The 19153-nt window shown below is 74.3% G+C and carries 17 protein-coding genes; 9 read left to right on the top strand and 8 right to left on the bottom strand.

Going from position 1 to position 19153, the window contains the following annotated elements; genetic code table 11:
- From ACZ6R6_RS16825 to ACZ6R6_RS16810, 4 genes are all read left to right on the top strand, one after another.
- Window positions 1-95 (top strand): SapB/AmfS family lanthipeptide (locus tag ACZ6R6_RS16825; RefSeq protein WP_470094525.1); only part of this gene is annotated, 95 nt, incomplete at its 5' end.
- 77 nt (window positions 96-172) lie between these two features.
- A complete protein-coding gene (locus ACZ6R6_RS16820) occupies window positions 173-1858 on the top strand; it encodes an ABC transporter ATP-binding protein (protein ID WP_470094215.1) in 1686 nt (561 codons plus the stop codon).
- A complete protein-coding gene (locus ACZ6R6_RS16815; protein ID WP_470094213.1) occupies window positions 1855-3660 on the top strand; it encodes an ATP-binding cassette domain-containing protein in 1806 nt (601 codons plus the stop codon). Before ACZ6R6_RS16820 ends, ACZ6R6_RS16815 begins: the two co-directional genes overlap by 4 nt.
- Complete coding sequence (locus tag ACZ6R6_RS16810) at window positions 3657-5657, top strand: prolyl oligopeptidase family serine peptidase (protein WP_470094211.1); 2001 nt, start codon at window positions 3657-3659, stop codon at window positions 5655-5657. The genes ACZ6R6_RS16815 and ACZ6R6_RS16810 overlap by 4 nt, the downstream gene beginning before the upstream one ends.
- A gap of 32 nt (window positions 5658-5689) precedes the next feature.
- On the opposite strand, the gene ACZ6R6_RS16805 is transcribed toward ACZ6R6_RS16810, so the two are convergent.
- The gene (locus ACZ6R6_RS16805) at window positions 5690-6346 is read right to left on the bottom strand and encodes a response regulator (RefSeq protein WP_470094210.1); all 657 of its coding nucleotides are present in this window, start codon (window positions 6344-6346) and stop codon (window positions 5690-5692) included.
- A 262-nt stretch (window positions 6347-6608) separates the two neighbouring features.
- Here ACZ6R6_RS16805 and ACZ6R6_RS16800 point away from each other — a divergent pair, with 262 nt between their 5' ends.
- Entirely contained in the window at window positions 6609-7772 is a 1164-nt protein-coding gene (locus tag ACZ6R6_RS16800) for a cytochrome P450 (RefSeq protein WP_470094208.1), read from the top strand.
- On the opposite strand, the gene ACZ6R6_RS16795 is transcribed toward ACZ6R6_RS16800, so the two are convergent.
- The 4 genes from ACZ6R6_RS16795 to ACZ6R6_RS16780 form a co-directional block, all read right to left on the bottom strand.
- Window positions 7759-8520 carry an SAM-dependent methyltransferase gene (locus ACZ6R6_RS16795; RefSeq protein ID WP_470094206.1) on the bottom strand — a complete coding sequence of 254 codons (762 nt, stop codon included), beginning with the start codon at window positions 8518-8520 and terminating at the stop codon, window positions 7759-7761. The genes ACZ6R6_RS16800 and ACZ6R6_RS16795 overlap by 14 nt on opposite strands.
- 81 nt (window positions 8521-8601) lie before the next feature.
- Window positions 8602-9744: a Scr1 family TA system antitoxin-like transcriptional regulator gene (locus ACZ6R6_RS16790; protein ID WP_470094204.1), complete on the bottom strand. Its 1143-nt coding sequence runs from the start codon at window positions 9742-9744 to the stop codon at window positions 8602-8604.
- Between the two features lie 64 nt (window positions 9745-9808).
- A complete protein-coding gene (locus ACZ6R6_RS16785; protein ID WP_470094203.1) occupies window positions 9809-10261 on the bottom strand; it encodes a hypothetical protein in 453 nt (150 codons plus the stop codon).
- A 212-nt stretch (window positions 10262-10473) separates the two neighbouring features.
- Window positions 10474-10644, bottom strand: a complete 171-nt coding sequence (locus ACZ6R6_RS16780; protein ID WP_306868099.1) for a hypothetical protein — start codon at window positions 10642-10644, stop codon at window positions 10474-10476.
- A gap of 367 nt (window positions 10645-11011) precedes the next feature.
- Between ACZ6R6_RS16780 and ACZ6R6_RS16775 the strand changes: the two genes are divergently transcribed.
- Window positions 11012-11179 (top strand): hypothetical protein, encoded by a 168-nt coding sequence (locus tag ACZ6R6_RS16775; RefSeq protein WP_470094201.1) that lies wholly within the window; start codon window positions 11012-11014, stop codon window positions 11177-11179.
- Here the strand turns inward: ACZ6R6_RS16775 and ACZ6R6_RS16770 are convergent.
- From ACZ6R6_RS16770 to ACZ6R6_RS16760, 3 genes are all read right to left on the bottom strand, one after another.
- Window positions 11176-11607 (bottom strand): DUF732 domain-containing protein, encoded by a 432-nt coding sequence (locus ACZ6R6_RS16770; RefSeq protein WP_470094199.1) that lies wholly within the window; start codon window positions 11605-11607, stop codon window positions 11176-11178. The genes ACZ6R6_RS16775 and ACZ6R6_RS16770 overlap by 4 nt on opposite strands.
- A 486-nt stretch (window positions 11608-12093) precedes the next feature.
- On the bottom strand, window positions 12094-13329 hold the full coding sequence (locus tag ACZ6R6_RS16765; protein WP_470094197.1) for a winged helix DNA-binding domain-containing protein: 1236 nt from the start codon (window positions 13327-13329) through the stop codon (window positions 12094-12096).
- An 8-nt stretch (window positions 13330-13337) separates the two neighbouring features.
- The gene (locus tag ACZ6R6_RS16760; protein ID WP_470094195.1) at window positions 13338-13493 is read right to left on the bottom strand and encodes a hypothetical protein; all 156 of its coding nucleotides are present in this window, start codon (window positions 13491-13493) and stop codon (window positions 13338-13340) included.
- A 148-nt stretch (window positions 13494-13641) separates the two neighbouring features.
- Here ACZ6R6_RS16760 and ACZ6R6_RS16755 point away from each other — a divergent pair, with 148 nt between their 5' ends.
- From ACZ6R6_RS16755 to ACZ6R6_RS16745, 3 genes are read left to right on the top strand one after another with little or no spacing between them, the layout of a single operon-like run.
- The gene (locus ACZ6R6_RS16755; protein WP_470094193.1) at window positions 13642-14859 is read left to right on the top strand and encodes a hypothetical protein; all 1218 of its coding nucleotides are present in this window, start codon (window positions 13642-13644) and stop codon (window positions 14857-14859) included.
- On the top strand, window positions 14849-16030 hold the full coding sequence (locus tag ACZ6R6_RS16750) for a hypothetical protein (RefSeq protein WP_470094191.1): 1182 nt from the start codon (window positions 14849-14851) through the stop codon (window positions 16028-16030). The genes ACZ6R6_RS16755 and ACZ6R6_RS16750 overlap by 11 nt, the downstream gene beginning before the upstream one ends.
- 14 nt (window positions 16031-16044) lie before the next feature.
- Complete coding sequence (locus ACZ6R6_RS16745) at window positions 16045-19113, top strand: coiled-coil domain-containing protein (protein WP_470094189.1); 3069 nt, start codon at window positions 16045-16047, stop codon at window positions 19111-19113.
- Window positions 19114-19153 lie beyond the last annotated feature (40 nt).

Below are 19153 nucleotides of genomic sequence, written 5' to 3'. Positions count from 1 at the left end.
GCGGCGGCCACGGCGGCGGCGGTGGCAGCACCCTGACCGTCCTCGGCTGCGAGTCGGCCAAGCCGAGCAACCTCAGCCTCCTGCTCTGCCACTAGTGAGTCAGGTGCCCGGGACGGCCGGCGACGGCAGCCGTCCCGGGCATCGCCCTTTCTCGAAGAAGGAGGACCGACCGGTGCGGACGGCAGATCGGCTGGCGGATCGGCTGGTGGCCCAGACCGTCCGGCGGGGCGGCCCCTGGCTGGGCGTCCTCGCCCTCACCTCCGTCTTCGGCGCGCTCGCGGAGCTGGCGCTGCCCGCTCTCCTGGGCAGGACGGTCGACAGCCTGGTCGCGGCCGAGCCCGCGAGCGGACTCTGGCTGGGCGCCTGCGCCACGGTCGTGGCCGTGGCGGTGCTCTGCGACACCCTCGGCGTCTGGGGCGCCGGGGCGAGCGGCGCCCAGGTCTCGGCCTGGCTCCGGCACCGGATCGTGCGGCACGTCCTCGGGGCCGGCCCCGCGATGACCCGCCGGTTCCCCGAGGGGGACCTGGTCACCCGGATAGGCGTGAACGCCGAGGAGGCCGGGCGCGCGCCGGAGGCGATCGTCACCGGGGCGGCACTGGTCATCCCCACCGCAGGCGGCGTCGTGGCGCTCTCCCTCATCGACTTCTGGCTGACCCTGACCCTGGTCGCCGCCCTCGTCCTCATCGCGCTCGTGCTCCGGGCGTTCTTCCACACGACCACCTCGATCGCCGGCGACTACCAGCGGGCCCAGGGCGACATCGCCGCCCGCCTGGTCGACGCCCTCGCCGGGGCCCGGACGATCGCCGCGGCCGGCACCGCCGCGCAGGAGAAGTCACGGGTGCTGACCGCGCTCCCCCGGCTGCGCGCGCACGCCATGGACATGTGGCGGGCCAACGCCCGGGCCGGCGTCCAGGCGGGCGCGGTGGTGCCGCTGCTGGAGGTGGCCGTGCTGGGAGTGGGCGGCCTGCGCCTGGCGGCCGGTGACCTCACGGCCGGTGAGCTCTACTCCGCCGCCCGTTACGCCGTGCTGGGAGCCGGCCTGGGCGCCGCGCTCGGCTACGTCAACCGCCTGGCCCGGGCGCGCGCGGCCGCCGGCCGGGTGGTCGAGCTGATCGCCGAGGGACCCCGGACGTACGGCGGGCGGCCGCTGCCCGCCGGTCCCGGCACGCTGGAGCTGCGCGGCGTCGCCGCCGACGGCCTCCGCGACGTCGACCTCGTCGTCCCCGGCGGATGCGCGGTAGCCGTGGTCGGCCGGTCGGGCGCCGGCAAGTCGCTGCTGGCCGCCCTCGCCGGACGCCTGGTGGACCCCCTCCGCGGGACCGTCCGCCTCGACGGCGTGCCGCTGCCCGACCTCTCCCGCGAGGCGCTGCGCCGGGCCGTCGGGCACGCCTTCGAACGCCCCGTCCTGGTGGGGGAGACCGTCGCCGACGCCATCGGCCTCGGTCTCGAGGGCCCCGCCCCCGAGACCGTGCGCGCGGCCGCCCGCGCGGCGCGCGCCGACGCCTTCGTCCGGCGGCTCCCGCTGGGATACGACACCCCGCTGCGGGAGGCTCCGATGTCCGGCGGGGAGCGGCAGCGGATCGGCCTGGCCCGTGCCTTCGCGCACGGGGAGCGCCTGCTCGTCCTGGACGACGCCACCTCCAGCCTGGACACCGTCACCGAGCGGCAGGTCGGCGGGGCGCTCGCCGGCGAGCTGCGCGGCCGTACCCGCCTGATCGTGACCCACCGGGTGGCGACCGCGGCGGCGGCCGACCGGGTGATCTGGCTGGACGGCGGCCGGGTGCGCGCCTACGACACGCACCGGGCGCTGTGGGACGACCCCGGATACCGGGCCGTCTTCCAGGCGGACGCCCCGTGAGCCGCGGCCGCCGCCCCCCGCCCCGGACGGCCACCGCCGACGGCCACCGCGCCCGCCCCGCGGCCGGCCCCGCGGGCGGCGGCCACCGCGCCCCCGCCCAGGCCGGCCCGGTCGACCGCCCGATCCGCCGGGCGCTCCGGCGGGACCCCCGCCTGCTTGTCAGGCTCGGCCTCTGGTCCGTCGCGGAGACCGCACCCGCCCTCGTCATCGGCCTCGCCATCGCGCGGGCCGTAGACGAGGGGTTCGCCGCCGGCCGGCCCGGCACCGGGGCCGCCTGGCTGGCCGTCCTCGCCGGCGCCTGGCTGCTGGCCGCGGCGGGCGCGCGGCAGGTCGTGCTGGCCGTCGCCGCCATCGTGGAGCCGTTCCGGGAGGAGCTGCTCGGCCACGTCGTCGAGAGCACGCTGGAGCGGTCGGCGGCATCCGGGCACGGGGCGGACACCGCGGCGGTGGCCCGGTCGAACCTGCAGGTCGAGCTGGCCCGCGACGCCCTGGCCTCGGTCATCACCGTCGTCAGGTCCTTCGTCTTCACCGTGGCCGGCGTCGTGCTCGGCCTGATGACGCTGATCCCCCAGGTGCTCGTGCTGGTCCTGCCGCCCTTCGTCGCCGGCCTGGGCCTCTTCCTGCTCTCGCTGCCGGCCATGGCCCGGCGGCAGCGGGCGTTCCTGCTGGCCGACGAGCGCACCGCCGAGGCGGTCACCGCCGTGACCGGCGGGCTGCGCGACGTCGCCGCCTGCGTGGCGGACGACCGGGTGGCCGCCGGGGTCGGCCGGCAGGTGGCGGAGCAGGCCGCCGCCGGGCGCTCGCTCGCCAGGGTCACCGCCGTGCGGACGCTGTCGCTGGCGGTGGGCGGCCGGCTGCCGGTCCTGCTCGTGCTGGCCGGCACCCCCTGGCTGCTGGGCCAGGGGGCCGGGGCCGGGGTGATCCTCGGTGCCCTGGCCTACGTCACGCAGTCACTGGCGCCGGCGCTCGGCAACCTCGTGGAGGGCCTGGGCATCAGCGGGGTCCGGCTGCGCGTGTCGCTCGACCGCATCCTCCGCTCCGGCGCTCCCGTCCACCCGGCGACCGCGCGGAGCACGGCCCGGGACGTGGAGGTGCGGCTGCGCGGCGTGCGGTTCGCCTACGGCCCGCACGCCGAACCGGTCATCTCCGATCTCGACCTGTCCGTCCCCGAGGGGGACCACATCGCCGTGGTGGGGCCCAGCGGCATCGGCAAGTCCACCCTCGCCGCGCTCGTCACCGGCGTGCTCCGGCCGGACGCGGGACAGGTCACCGTCGGCGGTGTGCCGGCCGACCGGCTCGACCCGGCCCAGCGGGTGCTCATCCCCCAGGAGGCCTACGTCTTCCGGGGCACGCTCCTGGAGAACCTGACCTACCTGGCGCAGGCGCCGCAGCAGGCCGTCGACGACGCCGTGGCGGCGGTCGGCCTGACCGCCCTGGTGGCCCGGCTGGGCGGCCACCACGCCGAGATCCACTCCGGCCTGCTGTCGCCGGCCGAGCGCCAGCTGGTGGCCCTGGCCCGGGCCTACCTGACCCCGGCCCGCCTGGTCATCCTCGACGAGGCGACCTGCCATCTGGACCCGGCGGCCGAGGCCCGCGCGGAGGAGGCGTTCGCCCGCCGCGGGGGCACCCTCCTCGTCATCGCCCACCGGCTGACCTCCGCGCGGCGCGCCCGGCGGATCCTCGTCATGGACGGCACGAGCGTCCGGCTGGGAGGGCACGAGGAGATGCTCGCCGCCTCACCGCTCTACGCCGACCTGGTCGGCCACTGGAACCCCTCGGACACCCAGGAGCTGGTGCCATGATCTACCCCCCCGCCGGGCGGCAGCCGATCGTCGACCACCTCCACGGTCACGCCGTACCCGACCCCTACCGGTGGCTGGAGGATCCGGCGAGCGCGGCGACCCGGGACTGGCTGGCCGCCCAGGACGGGCTGTGGCGCGACCACGCCGCCACGCTCGCCGGGCGCGACGCGTGGCACGCCCGGGTGGCCGAGCTCTCCGGCGCCGGAACGGTCAGCCCGCCGGTCTGGCGCGGGCAGCGCCGCTTCCTGCTGCGCCGTACGGCCCGGCAGGAGCACGCGGTGCTCTACACCGCCGGGCCGGGACAGGCCGAACAGGCGCTGGTCGACCCGGCGGAGCTCGACCCCAGCGGCCTGACCACGCTCGACCACTGGCAGCCCGACCTCGACGGCCGGCTGCTGGCCTACCAGCTGTCCAGGAGCGGCGACGAGCGGTCGGAGCTGTACGTCATGGACGTCGGCACCCGGCAGGTCGTCGACGGTCCCATCGACCGCTGCCGCTACGCGCCGGTGGCGTGGCTGCCGGACGGGAAGGCGTTCTTCTACGTCCGCTCCCGCCAGGTCTGCCTGCACCGGCTCGGTACCCCGGCCGGCGACGACGTGGTGATCTGCCCCGCCGAGCGCTCCTACGGCCTGGGGATCAGCCACGACGGCCGCTGGCTGACGGTGGCGGCGGCGGCCGACGGCGGCGGCAACGACCTGTGGCTGGCCGACCTGTCCGCCGCCCCTCCCGACCGCCCCGAACTGCGGGTGGTCCAGGAGGGGACGGGCGCGGTGACGGCGCCCGCCGTCGGCCGCGACGGGCGCCTGTACCTCCTCACCACCCTGGGCGCGCCCCGGGGCCGCCTGTGCGTCGCCGACCCGGCGCGCCCCGGACCCGAGCACTGGCGCGAGCTGGTCGGCCCGGATCCGGAGGCGGTGATCGGCGACTTCGCGGTCCTCGACGGCTCGGTGCTCCTGGTCGGCTGGACCCGGCACGCGATCAGTGAGATCAGCGTCCACGACCTGGCGAGCGGCGAGCCGCTCGGCCAGGTGCCGCTGCCCGGCCTCGGGACGGCCGGGCGGATGTCCACCCGGCCCGGGGGCGGCCACGAGGTCTGGTTCACCTACACCGACAGCGTCACCCCCGGGAGCGTGCACCGCTACGACGCGCGCACCGGCCGCAGCTCGCTCTGGGCCGCCGCGCCCGGCACGGTCGAGGTGCCGGAGCTGTCGGCCCGCCGGCTCGTCTACACCTCGGCGGACGGCACGCCGGTGCGGATGGTCGTGCTGGCCCGGCCCGGGACCGGCCCCCGCCCGACGATCCTGTACGGCTACGGCGGGTTCGGCCTCTCGCTCACCCCCTCCTACTCCAGCTACGTCCTGCCCTGGGTCGAGGCCGGCGGGGTCTTCGCCTTCGCCCAGCTGCGCGGCGGCGGCGAGCAGGGCGCGCAGTGGCACCGCGACGGAATGCTCGACCGCAAGCAGAACGTCTTCGACGACTTCGTGGCGGCGGCCGAACGGCTCATCGCCGACGGCTGGACCAGCGCCGACCGGCTGGGCATCTGCGGCGAGTCGAACGGCGGGCTGCTGGTCGGAGCCGCCCTGACGCAGCGGCCGGACCTGTTCGCCGCGGCGGTCTGCTCGGCCCCGCTGCTCGACATGGTCCGCTACGAGCGCTCCGGGCTCGGCCCCTCCTGGCGCTCGGAGTACGGCACGGCCGCCGACCCCGAGCAGCTCGGCTGGCTGCTGGGCTACTCCCCCTACCACCGGGTCAGGGACGGGGTGGACTACCCGGCGACGCTGCTGACCGCCTTCGGCGGCGACTCCCGCGTGGACCCCTTCCACGCCCGCAAGATGTGCGCGGCGCTGCAGGGGGCGACCTCAGGCTCCCGGCCGATCCTGCTGCGCCACGAGAGCGGCGTCGGGCACGGGCCCCGGGCGGTCAGCCGGTCGGTCGGGCTGGCGGGCGACATGCTCGCCTTCCTCGCCGCGCACACCGGCCTCGAACGGCCCCGCTAGCCGGTCTCCGCCGGCGCGCGCCGGCGGCGGTCTCAGTTGACGTCCCGGTAGCGGATCAGCCCGATCTCCCGCACGTCGTCCGGCCACAGCCAGCCGGCCTCCCGGGCGATGGTGACCGCCTCCACCCGCGTCCGGGCACCGATCTTGGACAGGATCCGCGACAGGTAGTTGCGGACCGTGCCGCCGGACAGGAAGAGCCGGTCGGCGATCTCGCTGACCGGCGCCCCCTCGGCCGCGGCCTTGAGGACCTCCAGTTCCCGGGTGGTGAGCGGGTTCTGCCTGGCGTTGAGCGCGGCGACGGCGAGGTCGGGGTCGATGACCCGCTCGCCGGCGGCCACCCGGCGCACGCACTCGGCGAGCTGCCCGGCCGGGGTGTCCTTGACGACGAACCCGCGCGCCCCGGCGTCCAGCGCCCGGCGCAGCGCGGCCGGCGTCGCCAGCCCGGTCAGGATCACCGCCTTGCACGAGGGGAGCCTGCGGTTCAGCTCCGCGGTGGCGGCCAGGCCGTCGGTGCCGGGCAGGCCGATGTCGACGAGCGCGATGTCGGGCCTGTGGACCAGGCAGGAGGGCACCACGTCGTCGCCGTGCCCGACGTCGTCGACCACTTTGATGTCATGCTCGGCGGAGAGCAGGGCGACCATCGCTCCACGGATGAGATGCATGTCCTCGGCGATCAGGACGCTTATCACCGGTTGTTTCCCCTTTTCGGCGACCCAGTGGTGTCTCCCGGAGCACGGCTGCTACCCCAGGCAGTCAGCCGACTACCCTGGATAGCCGAGTTAAGCACCGGATCATCGATTCCGGGTGGGAAATCATGGCCTTCCCGGAGGCGGCCCCGCCTTTCACCCCCGCCCCTCGGACCGGCACGACAGGCAGCCATGACCGTATTGCCCTTATCGTCCGGTCCGCTGATGATGAAGGTCGTGTCCGCCGCGCCGGAATGAGGGCCTGTTGCTCTACAACCCGTTCGACCACGCGCTGCAAGAGAACCCCTACCCCACCTACGCGCGGCTCCGTGAGGAGGCGCCGCTGTACCACAACGCCGAGCTGGACTTCTGGGCGCTGTCACGGCACGCCGACGTCAACGCGGCCTTCCGGGACCCGGCCCTGTTCTCCAGCGCGCACGGCGTCACCCTGGAGATGTGGGACGCCGGCGCGTCCGAGCTGGTGGGGTTCCTGGCGATGGACCCGCCCCGCCACACCCGGATGCGGGCCCTCGTCTCCCGGGGCTTCACCCCCGCCCGGGTGGCCGGCCTGGAGCCCGCCGTACGGGCGCTCACCCGCGAGCTCCTGGCCCCGGCGCTGGAGGCGGCCAGGTTCGACTTCGCCGGGGTGGTCTCGGCGGTCCCGGTGTACGTCATCTCCGAGCTGCTCGGCGTCCCGCGGGAGGACCGGGCGGAGATGCTGCGCCTGTCCGAGATCATCATCACCCGCTACGACGGGGACACCGGGATACCGCAGACGTTCTGGGACGCCGCCGCCGCCCTGACCGCCTTCTACAAGGAGCTGATCGCCGAACGGCGGGCCCGGCCGCGCGAGGACCTCGTCAGCGCGCTCGTCCTGGCCGAGATCGACGGGGACCGGCTCGGCGACGACGAGATCGTCGCCGTGCTGTCGCTGATCGGCGTCGCGGGCAACGAGTCGGTGACCAAGCTGGCGGCCAACGCCTGGTACCAGGGCTGGCTCCATCCCGGCCAGCGCGCGATCGCCTGGGCGGGCGCCGTCGCGGCGTGGGTGGAGGAGACGCTCCGCTACGACGGGTCCGCCCAGATGGTCGCCCGCCGCCTCACCCGCGACACCGTCCTGCACGGCACGACGGTCCCGGCCGGCGCCCGCGTGGTGCTGCTCGGCGCGTCCGCCAACCGCGATCCCCGGGTCTTCCCGCACGCCGACCGCTACGACCTGACCCGCGACACGGGTCAGGCCATCGCGTTCGGGTCCGGCCCGCACTTCTGCCTCGGCGCGGCCCTGGCCCGCCTCCAGCTCAGGGTCGTCCTGGAGGAGCTCGTCGCCGCGGTGGAGGGCTACGACGTCGACGAGACGGGCATCGAGTTCGTGCACTCACCGAACCTGCGCGGCTTCCGCGCGCTGCCCACCTCGGTCAAACTCCGCTAGGGAGCCTGCCGACCCCGCCGTACAGCCCCGTGGGCGCGGGGGCGGGGTCGGTGGGACGCCAGAACGCCAGATCCACCATGCCCGGCTCCAGCAGCTCGAACCCGGCGAACAGGTCGGCGACCTCGTCGCGGGTGCGCACGTACGCCTGCGACGCCTTGCGGATCTGCTCCTTGCGATCCTCCCAGCCCTCCACCACGCCGTGGGAGATCGCCAGGAAGCTCCCGGCGGGGAGGGCGTCGCGGAAGGTGCGCACGATCCGTGCGGGGTCGGCCTCGTCGGGGACGAAGTGCAGCAGCGCCACCATCAGCAGGCCGACCGGCTGGGACCAGTCGATGAAGTCTCGCACCACCGGCTCGTCCAGGATCTCCCGCGGCCTCGTGGCGTCGCCGCCGACGATGCGCACCCGGTCGGAGCCGGCCATGAGCGCGCGGGCGTGCGCCAGCACGATCTCGTCGTGGTCGACGTAGACGACGCGGGTGTCGGGCGCGACGGCGTGGGCGATCTCATGGACGTTGCCGCTGGCCGGCAGGCCCGCCCCGATGTCGAGGAACTGGCGGACCCCCTGGTCCACGAGGTGGCCGACCACCCGGCCGAGGAAGCGGCGGTTCTCCACGAACGACCTGCGCGCGTCCGGGTTGAGCTCCAGGATCCGCTGCGCGGCCTCGCGGTCGGCGGGGAAGTTCTCCCTGCCGCCGATCATCCAGTCGTAGACGCGCGCCGGGTGCGGTCTGGCCGTGTCGAAGTTCACGCGTGATCACCTTCACTGTCGGGGGGCGGTGCGCGCCGCCACAGTAGTGCCCCGGCGCGGGCCGGGCGGCCGGAACACCGGTCACGTCAGCGCGCAGAGCCTGTCGCGGATCTCCGTGAGCACGTCGGGCGTCTCCTGCGGCATGCACGCCGCCACCGTCAGCCTGGCGAACGCCTCGTGGTAGCCGTCCACGTCCGTGCCGTCCAGCACGAAGTCGTTGTCGAACTGGTGGACCGAGACCACCGGGTCCCTGTCGGGGAAGCGGAACATCGTGAAGGGCGCCGACCTCGGCACGTACGACGACGCCAGCCGCGTCACCTGCAGCGTGACGTGCGGCAGCTTCGACACGCCGATCAGGTGGCTCAGCTGGTCGGCCTGGACCTGCGGCCCGGCGATGCAGCGCATCAGCGCCGCCTCGTCGACGACCGCCCACAGCGCCGGGCCGCCCTCCCGGGCCAGCGCGTCCTGCCGGCGCGCCGTCGTCTCCACCGCCCCCGCGATCAGCTCGGGTGACGGGAACGGGTTCTGGGAGACGCGGACCGCGGCCGTCGCGTATTCGGCGGTCTGCAGCAGCGGGGGGACGAACTGGAGCTGGTAGGTGCGGATCAGCTCCGCGCGCTGTTCCAGCCCGAACGTCGCCGACACCCACAGCGGGATGGCGGGCATGTCCCACCAGCCTGGCTCGCGCTCGCCGCGGGCGATCGACAGGATCGCCTCCCGCTGAAAGCGGGCGGTCACGCCGTAGAGGGTGAGCAGCGCTTCGACGTCGTCGAGTGGGGTCTCAGCCTCGGCGGCGCCGTTCTCCACGGACGTGACCACCCGCTCATCGACGTCGACCATGTCCCCGGCTTGCGCCGGAGACAGCCCGCGCGCCTCCCGCAGGAGCCGCAGCCGCTCGCCCAGAACAGCGCGCTGGCCGGCGTCGAGCTTTCCGACGAGGCGCGGCGGGTTCTCCTCGATGTCGGGGAGGACCGGACCGCTGTCGCCGGAAGAGAAAGGGCTAGGGATGTCATCCCCCACAAGCCATCCCACAGGCACCCGCAGCAGCACAGCGAGCGCCGTGAGCTGCTCCAGGGTCGGATTGGTCCGCTGGCCCTTGCTCAGCTGGTGAATGTAGACGTGAGTGGTCTGTACTCCCGCGTCGGTGACGGCTCTCGCTGCCCTCCGGGTGGAATAGCCGCGATGACGCAGCGCCTCCCCCAGCCGGTCGGCGAGGTTCGCCACACATACCTCCTGTCCGGAACAGCCTGTACATGACGCGAGAAGGTCAGAATACGCGCGTTAACCCTCAGTTAACAAGGGTCGGTTTGGCACTCGACAAACGCTCTGATCTGCTGATATATGCATCACGCCTAATCAAAACCCGGTGCATGTAGTCGATAGTCCTGATAATCGCCGTCTCCGCCGGTAACCCAGATCCGCACTGGCCCGACCAGGAGACGCCCATGCCCGACAGCCGACCGGTGACGGTGACATGCGGAATCGACTGGACGGAAAACACCATGACGTCGCCCTGGTCGACGAGACCGGCAAACCGGTGGCCAAACGGCGCATCAGCGGCGACGCCGACGGCCGGCGAGTTCTGGTCGAAGTGCTGGCCGAACACGACGACAGCCCGCAGACTCCCGTCCCTGTCGAGATCGAGACCAGCCGCGGTCTGCCTGTCTCCTGCCTGCGGGCCACCGGCCGCGACTGCATGGAGCTGTCCGTCACCCGGTTTCCCATCCGGATCGCCGAGCATCGCGACACGGCGGCCGAGCTGCCCGCCGCGCCGAGGCCGCCTCCGACGAGACCTTCGTCCGGCTCCTGCATCCCGACCGGGATGACACAGAGATTCAGGCCGAGGTGGATCGGATCGCCGATGCACGGCCGGCGCCGGCGATGGATCCGTCCGCATACGAGCAGTAGGACGGGCCCCGATTGGAAGTCGATAGGTGGGGAGTCACCGGCCGCTTACGCCTTATCTCGTTCATGAAGGAACTGAGCAATGGCCACCCACGAGTCAGCGAGACGTTCGAGTCGCTCCATCAGCGCCAGATCAGTGATCGTTTCTGCGTTGTAGAGCAGACGAGCAGCATTCGCGATCGCGATATCCACCGTTGTGGTGATGTCTGGCTGGTTCACCGTAGGTTCCATCCATCTTGCTGGCCAAAAGGGGTCCGGCGGCGCGCCGCAGCACGAGGAGCCTAGGGCACGACGATATGCCCGGTCGCCAGGGTTTTGACCATCGCGAGGAGGCCCCCTCATGGCTGTGGACCAGGACCTCCTCGACCAGGCGCGCGCCAAGGGCCTGTCCCACCCCGACTGCCGGCACTCGGCGTCGGCCACATCCCGGGCGTGACCAAGCTCAAGAAGACACAGCCGACCTTGAAGGCGACGTCGCCCGGCAGCGTCAGCGCGCCCTGGAGCGGAAGATCCGCGCTGAGAAGTTGAGAAGGAGAAGGCCGCTCGGTGCCCTTACCCTGAGGCGAAGAAGGCTGCGAACGCTCGCGTGCGCGCCGCCCAGGCCCAGCTACGCGACCGCCTCACCGCGCATCCCAAGCTCACGTGCCTGCCATACCGGGAGCAGATCGGCGCCGGCGGCGTCCAGGGCCCCGGCGGACCCAAAGGAGGCCCCGTCAGCGACCTACAACCACTCGTGGCCCAGACGCTGCTCTAGCTGGGAACCTTGTCCTGGTGACGCGGGCACAAGGTGACGACGGCCGCACCTGCCACGTATCCAGAATTCTCAGCGCCAAGCTCATCGGCGTTGCTCACTGCAACATCGATCAGGCTCTGCCCTCCGTCCATGGCTTTGCATACCGCTCGGCCGAGCCGTATGAGGTCAGCCGCGCTCTTGTCCTTCAGGTCAGCCCGCTGCCGCATGGTGGCCATGAACGCAGTCTCGTTCCCCTTGTCCTTCCCGCCCGACAGATCAGTCGAGGTCGTCGTCGGCTTCTCGCTCGGCTCAGCCTCGGCCGTACTGGACGGCTTGGCGCTCACTGATGCGCTCGTCGAGGCGACTGGCTTCTTATCCCCGCCCAGCAGGGCGACCAGTCCGCCCAGCAAGGCGAGCACACCCACCACCGCGACGATCACACCGATCACCGCCCCCTTCCCGCTCTTCTTCGGCGGCCGGTGCTGGCCTGGGCCCGGCTGCCATCCGGGTGGCGGCCCCATCGGAGGCTGTCGCTGCCAGCCCGGCGGTGGCCCAGGCTGCGGATACTGCCGAGTCGGCTGCCCGTACTGCTGAGGCTGCCCGTACTGCTGGGGCTGCCCGTACTGCTGGGGCTGAGTCGGGTGCGCCTGCTGCTGCGGAGGCTGGCCCGGCCACTGCTGGGGCTGAGTCGGGTACGGCTGCTGCTGCTGCGGAGGCTGGCCCGGCCACTGCTGGGGCTGCTGCGGAGGATGCACCCGCGCACCATACGCCCCACCCCTGACATTTCACCCCAAAACGCCGGGATGGATGCCCAAAAGGATCGCCAGGGCGGTCCAAAACACTCCGGACGGCCAGGCGTCGACCGTCCACTACCGCGTTCCCCTGGAGGGTCCGCATGTCGATGTTCGGCGGGCGGCGGTCCTTCCCCGGACGCGTCAGCGACCGGGGGGCGGGGAGGCGCCCCGGCCGGGCTCCGCGAGGGCGAGGGGACGGCCGAGGAAGCGGGCGACGTCCTCGACCTCGGCCGCGAGCAGGGGCCCCGTCCCGGCGGGGAGCGCCTCGAACGGGCAGAGCGCGAGCCTGGCGCCGTTCAGACTCCAGGTGCCCAGCAGGACCCCGTCGACGAGCACCGTGGGACGCAGGACGCCTCCGCCGGGGTGGACCGCGCGGGCGTGGGCGTCGGCCAGGACGGCGGAGCGGGTGTGCCAGCCCAGGAGATACTCGTCGAAGGCGGGCAGGAGCCGTACGGCGTGCGGCGCGGGTCCAGGGCCGGGACCAGGTCCGAGACCAGGTCCGAGACCAAGTCCGGGTCCAGGGCCGGGGCCGGGGCCGGACTCAGGTCCGGGGGCGCTCCCCCGCAGGCGCCAGCCGCCCTCGGGTGCCTGCTCCAGCGAGCCGGCGATCAACCGCCAGCCGGTCCGGGCGTCCCCGAGCGGCAGGCCGGACCAGGCGGCGAGGTCGGCGGGGGTCGCGGGGGCGTGCGCGCGCAGATAGCGGCGGGCGAGCTCCGCCAGGGAGCGGTCCCGGTCGAAGGGGGAGAGCACCGGGGCGCCGAGCCAGTCGGCCGCGTGCACGTAGGTCGGCTTCCCCGCGCCCGGCGCGCCGCCCCGCCCGGGGCTCCCCGTCCCCGGGGCGGGAGCGGCCGGCCCGCGGGCCCCGGCCGGCCGCCTGGCGGGACCGAGGACGGCCAGGCCGTGGGCCGCGGCCAGCGCGGCCAGGTGGACGATCGCCTGGCCTGTGGCGGGGACGCCGCGGGAGGCCAGCCGCTCCCCCAGCTCGGCTTTGGTCAGCGGCCCCTGCCCTTCGAGGGCCTGGGTGACGGCGGCCAGCAGCGTCTCGGGAGACCCGCTCACCCCCTCCTGGCCGATCCGGCGGACCGCCTGGCGCGCCAGCGCCGGGCCGGACAGGGATGTCAGCCAGCCCAGGTCCCCGGGCAGGACGTAGTGCAGGGTGCCGCGCGGCCCCCAGGCGCGGACGATCGAGCGGTCTTGATGGGCGCTCTCGACGTCCAGCCAGGTCAGGGCGGTCGAGCGGGCGCGGAAGGCCAGAGCCGCCGCGGTGACGTCCTGGGCCTGTACGGCCAGCAGCCGCCCGACGAGCTCGGGCACGCCCACGGGGCCGGGCCGGTACAGCGACTGCGCCGCGAGCCGTTCCCTCCGGAGATCGTCCATGTCGCCCACTACCCGTGCCGCCCGGCCGCGGCGCGGGCCCGGGCGGCGGCCCGGCCGGCCCCATGCCCGAGTGCGGCGGCGCGGGCGGCGGGCGCCGCCACCGCGGCCTGGGCGGCTGCGATCCCGGCGGCCGTACGATCGCCCCGCGACGGGGGGATACTCATCGGTAACTCACCCTGTATGCCACTATTAATTGACCTTCGTCCCCGTTTACCGGGGTTACCCTAGCGTGTCGGTGACGGCGGTCGCAGTGCGGACGCTCACCCGGCGTACGGGCCTGGATTGTCGGGCGAAAGCCTTACGGTAGGGCGCGTGCCAGACACCAACCACGAGATCACGCTCGACTCGGCCCTCACCGAGGAGGCCGTGCTCGCGACCTACCGCCGGATGTTCGCCGCGCTGGCGCGCGACAGCGGCGCGGTGGTCGACGAGCCCGTGCTGGTCGACATCGCCGAGACGCTGTTCGCGGCGTTCGCCGAGGCCGGCGAGGAGTGGCTGACCCACGAGCAGATGCGCCACGTCTGCCGGGCCTACCCGCTCGACCAGTTCGAGAACCGGCTGCGGGTGCTCAAGGGTCTCGGCGCGATCCGTGAGGTGTTCCCCAAGCCCAACCAGCTCCGCTACCGCGCGTCGTTCACCAGCGTGGTGGGGCTGATGTTCATCCGGCGGATGATGGACGACGGCGGCCAGTCGGAGATGCACCGGCTGCTCGCGCTGGAGGACCTCAACGTCGCCGACCCCCGCACGACCATGGAGGAGGCGCGGCTCAGCGCGCAGAACCTGTCGCGGGCCTTCCGGCTCTGGGCGCTGGAGCTGATCACGCTGACCAGCGGCACCATCGAGGAGCTGCGCGAGCAGGCCCCCAAGCTCTGGGGCACCGAGGAGATCGCCCGCAGGGCGCAGAGCCTGCACGGCACGATCCTCACCCGCTGGCCCGATCTCGACCGCACCTGCACCGAGCTGCGCGCGGCGATCTACGCCTACAGCGACGCCTCCCGCCGGGCCGCCGGGCGGCTGGCCGACTCGGCCGGCACGACCAGGAACCTGACGCTGCTGCCCGCGGAGACCTGGCGCACCTTCGCGCAGACCGCCACCAAGGAGCGCCTGGCCGCCGTGCTCGACGGATTCGTCTTCGACGCCCCCGCCCCCTGGCACGACCCGGCGGCGATCGTCCGGGCGGTGGACGAGAGTCCCCGGCCGGCGCCCGCCCAGCCCACTCCCCCGCGCTCAGCCCTGCCCGATCCCGGGCCCGCCGACTCCTACGACCCCGGCACCGGAGGTCTCGACCACCTGAGCGCCGTCGCCGAGGCCGCGCTCGCCGGGCGCGACTCCGCCCGGCTGGAGGAGCTGCTCACCGCCGACGGCGAGTGGGTCTCCGCCCGCCGCCTGCTGGCCGATCTCGTCTCGGCCGACCTGCGCCCCGAGTCCCCCTACCGCCTGCGCTGGTCCGACTCGCTCACCGCCGCCCCCGACGCCGAACCCACCTGGCTGTCGCACGGCCACCTGGAGAGGACCGGACATGACGCCTGAGCTGGCACACGCGCGGGCCAGGGCGGCCGGCCCGCTCCCGCTCGGCGCGGGCGAGCCCGCTCCCCCGGGCATGGCACGGCTGGCGCACGGCGACGGGACGGGCCTGGCGCTGCCGGTCTGGCCGGACGGGGCGACCCCCTCGCTGCTGGAGGAATACCAGGTCGCACCGGTGAACGTGGAGCGGTCGGGTGAGACCCGGCGGGTGCTGGCCGCGGCGCTGAAGTGCTGTTGGAGCGACCTGACCGCCGACCCGTGGCCGGGCGTCCCCGCGCCGGTGGACGACGTGCTGGCGGCCTACCGGGCCCTGATCGGGCGCGGCGACGACCTCATGCGCAACTGGGCGGTCGGCGCGCTGCGCCGCCTGCACGACTCGGCCTGGCTGGAGGTGGACGGCGGCGTCGTACGGCTCGGCCCCCGCTGCGCCTGCTGGCCCGCCGGCTCCCATGCCCAGCTCAGGGAGCTGATGCGCCGCCTGCCCACCGGCGAGGAGGAGCTCACCGGGCTGGACGTGCTCCCGGCGGCCGAGCCCGCCCCCGCCGGGGCGGTCGCGAGCGTCGTGGTCCCCGAGAGCGTGGACGAGGACCTGCTCGGCCCGTTCGACGAGCGGCGCAGGGCCGAGATCGTGGCGGCGTTCATGGCGGTCGAGCACGCCGCCGAGCCGGTCCACGAGGCGCGCCTGCCCGCGCTGCGCGACCCGGTGCTCCGCCGTACTCTCGCGGAGATGCTGCAGCGGCGCGGCCGGGTCCTGATCCAGGACCGTGAGGCGTGGACCTCGGGCTACGCCCCCGAGACGGCCGCCGAGACGGGCACGACGGTGGGCGAGGCCGAGCGGGCGGTGCTGGTGCTGGTGCTGATCCACTCGGTGGCGATCCCGCGGGCCGACGGCCTGCTGCCCGCCGACAGCTGGCTGTCGCCGTTCCCCGCCCAGCTGGAGGAGCTGCGCCGGCACACCAGGCTGCCGATCGGCGAGCTGGAGGCCGCGCTCCGGACCCTGCGCCACGCGGGTCTGGTGACCCAGGTCAAGGCGGGCGAGGAGGCCGGGGGATACACCCCCGGCCCGCAGTTCCACCGACTGACCCCGCAGGCCAGACGCCGCCTGCAGGAAGAGCTGATCCTCGCCGCGGGGCCGCACACCCCGCTGGCGGCGGCAGTGAGAGCGAACCGCAGATGAAGGGAACGACGGGGTTGACCGGACAGCCGGGCCAGGCGGCCAGGAGCTCGCGCAAGCGCGGAGCTGACGCGGCCCAGGACGAGGAGAGCGCCAAGCGGACGCACGGGAGCCAGGCGAGCCTGGTGCCGGTGGAGGTCCGGGCCGACGCTCCGAGCGAGAACGTGGTCGGCGACCGCGTGCTGATCGCCGTGCAGGCGGTCAACATCTCCCGGCTGTCGACCCATCCGGTGCCGACCGTGCCGGGCACGCTGATCGTGGTCGCGGGCGCGGGGCCGAAGGACTCCAACGGCGCGGGCAAGTCCTCGTTCATCGCGATGATCACCGCGCTGCTCGGCGACGAGCAGTGGCGTTTCGCCTCCGGCGCCAAGTCGGTGTCGGAGCTGCTGTTCAACGCCGAGCTCGCCGCGGGCGGCGGCGGCAGGTCGTGGGCCAGCGCCGACCACGGCTACATCGTCGGCGTCTTCGCCGGGGCCGGGTCCGTGGACGACGCGGTGACGGTGTGGCTGCGGGTCAACCAGGAGGCGCCGCACCTGGAGATCAGATGGGTCCCGGGGGTGCGCGTGGCGGCGGCCGCCTCGGAGGCGGAGCGGGTGGCGCGGGCCGACGAGGTGTGGGCGGCGCTGCCCCGCTCGGCGGGGCGCCGCGACGTGGTGGCACGCGACCTCACCAGGTTCCTCTACGGCGACCGGGTCAGGTGCGTGTCGTTCCTGTCCACCTCGGTGCGGAGCAAGGTCGCCACGAACCTGCTCTCCCAGCCGCTCAACGAGATCTCCCCGGAGCGGGTCTTCGAGGCGATCGCCGCGCTGACCGGGCTGGACACCGAGCTCGATCAGGAGCGGGAGGCCCGGCGCGACGAGCACGTCAAGCGGGGGCGGGCGGCACAGGCCGTGGAGCTGCTCAAGGAGTTCGAAGACGAGTCCCGGACGCTGCTGGAGACCTTCGACCGGCGCGACCGGGCCCGGACGCGGCTGGCGGAGGCACTGCGCTGCTGGCGGGGACGGCTGGCGCGCAGGCTCGCCGACGCGGCGCAGCGGGACGGGGCGCTCGCCGCCGACCTGGAGCGCTCCCGCGCGGCGGGCGAGCGGGCGGTGGAGGCGATCGGCGTGGTCAAGGCGGAGATCGCCACGCTCAAGGACGACACTCTGGAGCGGGCCCTGTCCGAGGCCCGCAAGGAGCTGGCCGCCCTGCAGTCCCGGGCGGCCAAGCTCGACGCCGACCGGGCCGTCGCGGAGAACTCGGCCGACGAGCTGCGCGGCTGGATCCCCGGGCTGGAGGAGCAGCGGCGGCTGGCCGACGGCCGCGACGTGAAGACCGCCGACGCCGAGCTGGCCCAGGCCAGGCTCCGGCTCAACGAGGCGCTGAAGGCGCTGGGCGTGGCCGACCGGGAGGTCGAGGGGGCCAGGGCCGCGCTCGACGACGCCGAGGGCGGCCCGGCGGCGGCCCAGCTCAACGCGCTCGCCGAGGCCGGGGTCGGGGCGACCGGGCTGCTCGACGCGGTCGACGTGGCCGAGCACGCCCGCGACGAGGAGTCGGCGTCCGGCCGCGCGGGGCAGGCGGCGACAGCGCTGGGGGCCCGCGGCTGGCCGCAGGAGCACGCGGTGATCGTGGACGCGTCCGACCTGGCGGCGGCGGCCCGGGCGCTGGCCGCCCTGCCCGGATCGGTGCTGGTCAGCGCGGCGGGCGTCACCGTCGTGGGCTCGTTCGAGGCGGTGGCCACCGGCCGGGAGGCCCGGATCAAGGCCGCCGAGCAGCGGCTGCACCGGGCACGCGACGCGCAGGAGACGGCCGCCGCGGCCGTGCGGAGCGCCGAGGACGGGGTGGCCGAGGCCGGCCGGCGGCTGGAGGGCGCCCGGGCCGCCGTGCAGCTGGCCGACATCGAGCGGCGGATGGCCGAGCGGCGGGCCGCGCTCACCGAGCTGACCGAGGCGCTGGCCGAGGTCGGACCGAAGGTGGGCGAGGCGGAGCGGCGGGCGAGCGCGCTGGACTTCCGTGCCCGGACCAGGAACATGGAGGTCGAGCGGCTGGAGGGCCGCCGAGCCCGGCACGAGGCCGACCGCGACCAGGCCAGGGACCAGGCCGCGAAGGTCACCGCGGACCGCGACGCGCTGGGGATGGACGCGCTGGCCAGGGACTGGGGCGGCACGGTCGACGGGGCCCGCGAGTGGCTGGAGGCGCTGAGCGAGCAGGAGCGCCCGCTGACGGCCGAGGAGTGGTGGCGGGCCGCCGAGCGCCGCCTCGACGAGGCGCTGCGCGACACCTTCCCGGGCGAGGACGGGGAGATGCCCGAGGAGCTGCGCTTCCTGGTCAGGGAGCGGACCGAGCCCGGCGCCGGGCGCACGGCACGCGAGCAGGCGACCTTCCCCGGCGTCTGCGCGGCGCTCTCGTCCTACCTGCGCGGCCAGGAGGAGTACGAACGGCACCAGCGCCGCCAGATCCAGACCCAGATCGCCACCCGGCAGCGTGACCTGACCGCCGCGGCCAAGGGCGCCGAGGAGGCCGCGCAGTCCACCGCCGTGCACCGGGCCGCGCTGACCGCGGCGATCAAGGCGCGGCTGACCCGGGTCGCCGAGGAGTTCGACAAGCTCGACACCTCCTACGGCGGCTACGGCGCGACGCTGGAGTTCCCGGTGCCGGCCGCGCCCGCCGACCCGGAGCAGCGCTGGGCGTGGCGGGTCACGCCCAAGTGGCGCCGGGGAGAGGGGCAGGGCTACGTGCCCTACAACCGGCGGGCCAACACCGCGCTGATGGACGAGAAGGCGGTGAAGCTGGTCTGCGCGGCGGCGATCGCCTCCTCCGGCGGCGGGCACCTGTGCCTGGTCCTCGACGAGCTGGGCCGCAACCTCGGCAAGGAGCACCGCCGGGAGGCGGTGGCACTGTTCCGGCGGATCGGCGAGACCTACGGGATCACGGTGATCGGCGCGCTCCAGGACGACATGGAGCCCTACGCCGTCGACGCCTGCGGGCAGTACATCAAGCTGCGCCGCTCCTCCGACGCCATGCCGTACAACGAGCCGCCGGTGATCATCGGTCACGACGACCACGCCGAGCGCGTACGTGTCCTGGCCTCCGCGGTGAGCAGATAACCTCAGCGGAGGTTGGTCTCGGAGAGGATCGAGGGGGATC

Source organism: Streptosporangium sp. NPDC048886, from assembly GCF_055586905.1.
The sequence above is the reverse complement of the archived record's forward strand: the minus strand, read 5'-3'. Positions and strand labels throughout refer to the sequence as shown.